The organism is Eubacterium ramulus ATCC 29099, assembly GCF_000469345.1.
Lineage (GTDB): Bacteria > Bacillota > Clostridia > Lachnospirales > Lachnospiraceae > Eubacterium_I > Eubacterium_I ramulus.
On sequence record NZ_KI271154.1, the window covers coordinates 1 to 4,698 of the forward strand.

Here is a 4,698-nt window from a genome sequence, read left to right on the forward strand (position 1 = left end):
TATTATATTGAACGACTTGGATATTTAATTTCTCTCAGCCTCAATATGATATGTAATTACTATTTTTATTTGTAAATCATAGTACTAACATCATCAAATCTTAATGCTCATCAATAACTGCTCTCTATTAGGCTGAATCATTGTATATTTCTCCTTAAATGAGGTAATTGCACCATACATTTTCTCAGTTAAATTTTCTGGGATTTCGTCCTTTCCCCTGGTTTTTTGCTCCTCAATGTAAGCCGATGCCAAAGTTGACCTTGTGGTAATTTTTGAAATTTTATTCATTTCTTCACCAATAATTCCACGGGCATGCTGATTGGTTGTCTCCATTGTCACAAAGTCATCCACTGTTTTTTTATATGCAGCATCTAAATTGCTTAACTCTTCATCCTTTGTAAGCTTACGAGGTCCATTTTCATCAGCTACATATATTTCTCTGGTTCCATTTTCATAGCCCTTCACAATTTCATCATATAATTCTGCGTATGCTTTAACATAATTATTTGCCTTGTCAGTAATATTTAAGGCACTTTTTCCTGTATCAACATTTTGATTCTGCTGTGCTGCCTTCTTTTGAATTTCATAACTATAATCAATATCACTGATTTTTTTACTCGCTAACAGTTCCTTTCTTTGAACCACATCATCATATTTTTCCTGTCCACTCTGCTGTATACGATTACGATAATACTCCAATCCCTCATTAGAAATCGAAAGCTTCACTGATTGCCCCACTGTATGTTTTTCGTTTGTCTGACTATTTCCTTTCTGTACTTTATCAGTATTTTTTTCCATTATTGAATTCGTATTATTCATGTAATTAAATATTTTCATATTGTCACCTCTTTCAATTATTCAAATATCCCTGATCCAGTTCTTCTTTCGACCAGACTCTTTCATACGTTCCACCAATTTCGTCAAAAACCTTTTGCCATGTAGAAAATTTATGGATTTCCTCCATGCTATCCTTGTTATTCTGAAGCCATTCATACAGCTTTTCATACATAGAACCAGAAAACCGGACACTCCAATTGTTTTTATAATTTTCATTGTCACTGTATGACATTCCATCAGCTCCTATGGATATAATTCCCTGATCTGTCCGTTTTGCCATTCCTCTAATCTCTAAATCAGCCCAGATAAAACCTTCTTCCCGACTCTCAATTAAATTAGGGTATTTGTCAAAATACATCTCCGCTAATTCTTCATACCTCTTCCGATCCGCTTCATTTTGCAGAAGAACCTTGCCACCTCTGCCTTCCTCACCGTCTTTTACTAAATACTGGATGCCGGTACCTGAATGTGTATTTAATGTAAATCCCTGCAAAGTCTCCACATCCAGCGAATCTTTATCCATTACATTCTGCAATGCATCTTTTAATTCATCATCTAATACCAGGGCATCGTAACTCATCGTTCCATGCTCAGAAATCAAAAACTGCTTTCCTGTTGTTTCATCCTGTCTTATTTTTATATCAGAATAGGAAAATGCCCCCAAACGCTCCCCGTCTTTATTGTATATATCAAAACATTCAGCTTCATTATCGGGTACGATTCTATAATTTTCGGATTCGTACTCTGAATATTCCTGTTTCAAAGTATTTATCGTTTTTCCTGACAGTGCCAGATAAGAATCCATCACTGTACTTTTCTTAGCACGATTGATATCCGCTCTACTGCTAATATCCTCCTTATCCACCGTCTGAGCCAAAGTGTCAGCCCACTTATTCTGGTTCCGATTTGGTTTTAGGTTGTTATAACCTGTTGAATAACGGCTCTCCGCTCCTATACTTCCAATCATTTTTTAAATTCCTCCCGGCATTTTATTCTCTTATTTTAGATGCCAGTACGGTATAAAATTCTTTTTCCTGTTGCAGATATGCTGCCCTTTCATCTGTAACGGCTGCCAGCGGATTTTCTATTCTCTCCAATATTTTGTTGATAGCTGCCAAACAGCTTTCTTTCGTTTCTCCAAAAATATTATCATTACCACCTGTCTGAAAATCCTGCTCCACAGATAGCTGCGTTACTGTACTGGATAAATCAGTCTGAAATGGATTAATCCCCGTTTCTTCTAATGTTTCCTGCCACGCCGCTTTTACACTCTCCGGTACTGTTTGAAGGTAATAATCACTAATATAAGCAATCTGTTTTTTGGTTTTTTCGTCTGCAAACTGATAGGTTCTGTTATTCGCTTTTAACTGTTCATATGCCGCCTGCGCCTCACTATTCGCTTCTGACTCATACCAGCCATCTTTATTTTTGCTATATTTCATACCATTGACCGTAAAATCTTTGGAAGTGTCTATACCCAGATAAGACATAACATCCGTAATTCCTTCTGTATACCGGGCATATTCCTCCTTTGAATGTGCTACAGTAGTCATTGTCCCACCTGCATTTCGCAGCATGGATGCCAATGCATCTGCCATTCTCTGTGCTTTTACATATGATTGTGTATCATACGGATTATCTCCACCAGAAACCTCTACTCCATGCGCCGTAGCCGTAAGCACATGACCTCCATTAACACGGATTCTTTGCCCTTCCGCAATATTAACAGAATTATTCTGTCTGCTAAGTGCCGAACTCTTCGCCAATTTTATAGGTGTTTTTAACACTTGAACCAAATCTTCTACCGGATTTAGTAAGTGCTGCGACATCGCCTCATTATAGGTTTCCTTATCTTTAATAGCTGTATTTTTGTAATTAGATGTAAGTCCTCTTGTATTAGGATTAATATAACTTGATATTGACTGCATTGTCTCAATCTCCTTCGTTTTTTCTAAATTCTCTTTCCTTCTATGTCCAAATAGCTAAGCCTTATTTGTACTTACTATTTGCACTTGTCAAATCAAGATAAGCATCCATACTTTTCGTCCAAAGCAACGATAAATCAAACCTTCCTAATTTGTTTAAATCTTCTATGCTTTTTTTGAACATTGCGATAAAATCTCTTCTGTCGTTAAGTCCCATATTACCAGCTTCAAGCGGCAGAGACGTGAAACCTCCCTGCTTTTCCACTTTGTAATGTGCCTCCAATGCACGCATTTCGACTACTGTAGCATTTGATGGATTAACATCATTGATATAAATTCTTTGCTCAAACTCTTTCCCGTTTTCATCCACACCTTTCGCTAACACCACTGGATTTTCATCCGTCGAATCATCCGCATATTTAAGGCAATAAGAAAGACCTGTACCATTACCTCCTGTCCACAACATATTATCTGTTGTGAATATCTGGTATACCTTTGGTGTTTCAGCCGTATAAAATGTCTTTTCCGCAGATACTGGGGCTTTCATATTATTGCCTTTTTGTTGGCGGTACATTGAAGATACCGTATTTAGACCAGAACCAATGTGCATACTTCTGTTCCTCCAATCATTTTATCTGAATTGTAAATGTACTGCTTGTATTCCACCATCGTCATATCTTTAGCAGACACAGAACCTATTTTTGAATTGCCCACTATACTTCCACTAGCTTCGCTCTTTTCTCTTACACTATCCGCAAACCTTGTATCTTCCTTCTCCTGATCTTTAGCCGCATTTTTCTGCTGGTACTGATTGTAAGCCCGTGTCATATAGTTCACATTAATTGTATTACTCATAGTAACCTCCTTTGCTTTCTTTATCGGATAAAATAACCTGTTCTCCTAGTCCCATATCATCAAACGACCATATTACGCACACAAAGACCATATTTTTACAAGATGACCACTGCCTTAGTAGAAGCTCTGTATCTCAAACTCTTTGAAATACAATGCTTCCCTGCATTTTCTATATCGTCATGTTGATATTATTACTTTACTATCCTGCACACTCTCTGAGAGTGACTGTATCTATCAAAAAAGAAGCCAGCAGTTTATTCACGCACTGCTGACTTCTTATAATACTACTCATTTTATTTACTTCGCTGCGTCTCAGACAATTTTTTTATTTTTAAACATAACCTCTGTTTTCCCGCCATCCCTTTACATACCACCTGATTCCAACATATACCAGTTGCACGAATAATAAGAGAAATAGCAGATTGATTGGCAATACTTCCTTTATCCAATCCCCAAAGTAGATAGATATTGCCATACTTACAAGTATCACCATTATGGTAATCATATCCCAACAGTATTTCTTATATAGCCCTGCAATCTTTATTTCGATGAATGCCAAAAGTATTCCCACACCCACCAGACATCCACCGCAAATCAATATTCTTATCAGCCAGTTTATAATTCCAGCAACGACAGGATTGGATATTCCATCACTAATCTGTGCCACGTTCTTTCCTGCCAGTACAACCCAGCCAGCAATGGTCTGTGTGAAAGTTGCGATTGTATCAAAGAATACCACGCAATCAGAAATAAATATTTTTGACCGTATCATCTGAAAAAGAGTAGTTGATACGGAATACCATATCAGCAGAAACATCAATGCTTCATACATGGCTGTTTTTGTTTTATATCTGCCTGCCAGTTTTTCCCTCTGCATATCATACTTTTCCTTAGCTTTCAGATAAGCTGTCTGTTTACAATTCCCGCACTTTTGATAGAGTACCGGCTTTTCAACCGGTATCTCTACTTTTTTCTGATGGGAGAGTGCATAATCCCGTTCCTGTTCTGCCTGTCTCTGCTTATCTCGACATTCCTCTATCATGGCTTGGACGGTGTGTGTTTTCTCTTTCTCGCTCTGCAA

At 37.5% G+C, this 4,698-nt stretch carries 6 protein-coding genes; all 6 read right to left on the reverse strand.

What is annotated here, in order from left to right; genetic code table 11:
• Positions 1-93 precede the first annotated feature (93 nt).
• On the reverse strand, positions 94-837 hold the full coding sequence (locus tag HMPREF0373_RS11165) for a hypothetical protein (protein ID WP_012744369.1): 744 nt from the start codon (positions 835-837) through the stop codon (positions 94-96).
• A gap of 13 nt (positions 838-850) precedes the next feature.
• Positions 851-1,804, reverse strand: a complete 954-nt coding sequence (locus HMPREF0373_RS11170; protein ID WP_015517465.1) for a hypothetical protein — start codon at positions 1,802-1,804, stop codon at positions 851-853.
• A gap of 22 nt (positions 1,805-1,826) precedes the next feature.
• Positions 1,827-2,765 (reverse strand): hypothetical protein, encoded by a 939-nt coding sequence (locus HMPREF0373_RS11175; RefSeq protein ID WP_021739830.1) that lies wholly within the window; start codon positions 2,763-2,765, stop codon positions 1,827-1,829.
• A 61-nt stretch (positions 2,766-2,826) separates the two neighbouring features.
• Positions 2,827-3,372 (reverse strand): hypothetical protein, encoded by a 546-nt coding sequence (locus HMPREF0373_RS11180; RefSeq protein ID WP_044964101.1) that lies wholly within the window; start codon positions 3,370-3,372, stop codon positions 2,827-2,829.
• Entirely contained in the window at positions 3,351-3,617 is a 267-nt protein-coding gene (locus HMPREF0373_RS11185) for a hypothetical protein (RefSeq protein ID WP_014080631.1), read from the reverse strand. The genes HMPREF0373_RS11180 and HMPREF0373_RS11185 overlap by 22 nt, the downstream gene beginning before the upstream one ends.
• A 331-nt stretch (positions 3,618-3,948) precedes the next feature.
• A partial coding sequence (locus HMPREF0373_RS11190; protein ID WP_457851865.1) for a DUF6040 family protein occupies positions 3,949-4,698 on the reverse strand: 750 nt, incomplete at its 5' end.

Bases quoted from the DNA above. Each gene is read 5' to 3' on its own strand.
- HMPREF0373_RS11165 (WP_012744369.1), bottom strand. From the start codon at position 837: ATGAAAATATTTAATTACATGAATAATACGAATTCAATAATGGAAAAA.
- HMPREF0373_RS11170 (WP_015517465.1), bottom strand. From the start codon at position 1,804: ATGATTGGAAGTATAGGAGCGGAGAGCCGTTATTCAACAGGTTATAAC.
- HMPREF0373_RS11175 (WP_021739830.1), bottom strand. From the start codon at position 2,765: ATGCAGTCAATATCAAGTTATATTAATCCTAATACAAGAGGACTTACA.
- HMPREF0373_RS11180 (WP_044964101.1), bottom strand. From the start codon at position 3,372: ATGCACATTGGTTCTGGTCTAAATACGGTATCTTCAATGTACCGCCAA.
- HMPREF0373_RS11185 (WP_014080631.1), bottom strand. From the start codon at position 3,617: ATGAGTAATACAATTAATGTGAACTATATGACACGGGCTTACAATCAG.